The organism is Endozoicomonas sp. SESOKO4 (assembly GCF_024606275.1).
The window spans coordinates 1-1,416 of sequence record NZ_JAHHPS010000312.1 but is presented as its reverse complement, the minus strand read 5'-3'; the positions used below and the strand labels follow the sequence as shown (position 1 = coordinate 1,416).

Here is a 1,416-nt window from a genome sequence, read left to right as displayed (position 1 = left end):
GTTCGCTGGAAGTCTCCGGCGTCATCACCCACGAAAGGACGGGCTATGACACGGCCAATATTATAGGGGTCAAGCAGCTCACGAGCGATTTCACAAACTTCATACAGTCTTTCCAGACCAAAAGTCTCTTCATGGCAGGCAATCTGAAAAACGCTGTCAGTCGATGTGTAAACAATGGGCTTGCCAGTGCGCATGTGCTCTTCGCCCTGGTGTTCCAGAATGGTTGTCCCTGAAGCATGGCAATTACCTATGACACCGGGTATTCCGGATTTTTCGACCAGTTGATCCAGCAGTTCCTGTGGAAAACTGTTCTCCTTATCCTTGAAGTAGCCCCAGTCGAACAATACAGGAGCACCCATCATTTCCCAGTGACCGCTGGGGGTGTCCTTACCACTGGAAATTTCTCTGGCGTAACCGTGGGCACCGATCAGCTTTACATCGGTGTTCATGCCGGCAGGAAAGGCCCCTGAGGAATCTTTAGCCGCATGCAACAAACCAAGACTGGCAAATATTGGCAATTCAAGTACACCCCGTCGACCAATGTCTGCCTCGCCTTGTGAACAGGCCTTGGCGATGTGGCCAATCGTGTTTGAGCCTGCATCACCAAACTGATCGGCATCAGCGCTGGCGCCAACTCCGAACGAGTCCATCACCAGGACAATTGCTCGTTTCATGTGAGATACCCTACCAACTCCTTGCGAGTCCCTTAATTATTACTCAGAAAGATACAGAGCAGCACAGTGATTAATACCTAATCCAGAGAGAGTCAGGAAAGTAACTGAGCTGAATGCACTTTCACACGCTCACCCTATGCTCAATTGAGGAAGGCGCTTAAAATTGCGCACTTGTGCAATCCGGGGACTACCTTATCAGGGCATTCATAAACCAAAGAGGGCTGATGTTGATGAGTTACTCCATTTCTCGATTACCCGAAACGGTGAGACAATCGATATTCATCCATCGTGACAAAGCTATTCAGTGGGTTGCTGCTTCCCTCGGCCTCATCATAATGGCTTACCCCTGTTCAAAACTGCGGGCAGAAAATCTTCTGCCAACGCCAGAGGAGGAGATATTTGTTGAAGATAAAAGAACTAAGCAGTCTAACTTACTGGACGAGTATATTAACCATTATGATTATATAGGGGAAGACTCTCGATATTTTCTCAATTCGGTTGCAAGCCATCTTATATTTGCCATGAACCATGAAAATGAGCAAGGCGAAAAAAAGGAGCATTCAGAGGCATCGGAAGGTGCTGGAGCACAACTACCGCAGTCTTTAATGACAATTCCACTCCCGCCCATGACCCACGCAGAAGTCATTGCAACTATCCGGGAGTTAAATACAGGCATTGATCAAGAAACCTTAAACATTATGTTGAACTTCATCCCTGTAACCCCGCCCAATGAGAGCCTGAC

General features: G+C 47.9%; 2 protein-coding genes. One reads left to right on the top strand and one right to left on the bottom strand.

What is annotated here, in order from left to right:
* The coding region (locus tag KDK16_RS05930) for a phosphopentomutase (protein WP_257275151.1) at window positions 1–674 on the bottom strand (674 nt) is incomplete at its 3' end.
* Between the two features lie 230 nt (window positions 675–904).
* On the opposite strand from KDK16_RS05930, the gene KDK16_RS05925 reads away from it, so the two are divergent.
* The coding region (locus KDK16_RS05925) for a hypothetical protein (protein WP_257275150.1) at window positions 905–1,416 on the top strand (512 nt) is incomplete at its 3' end.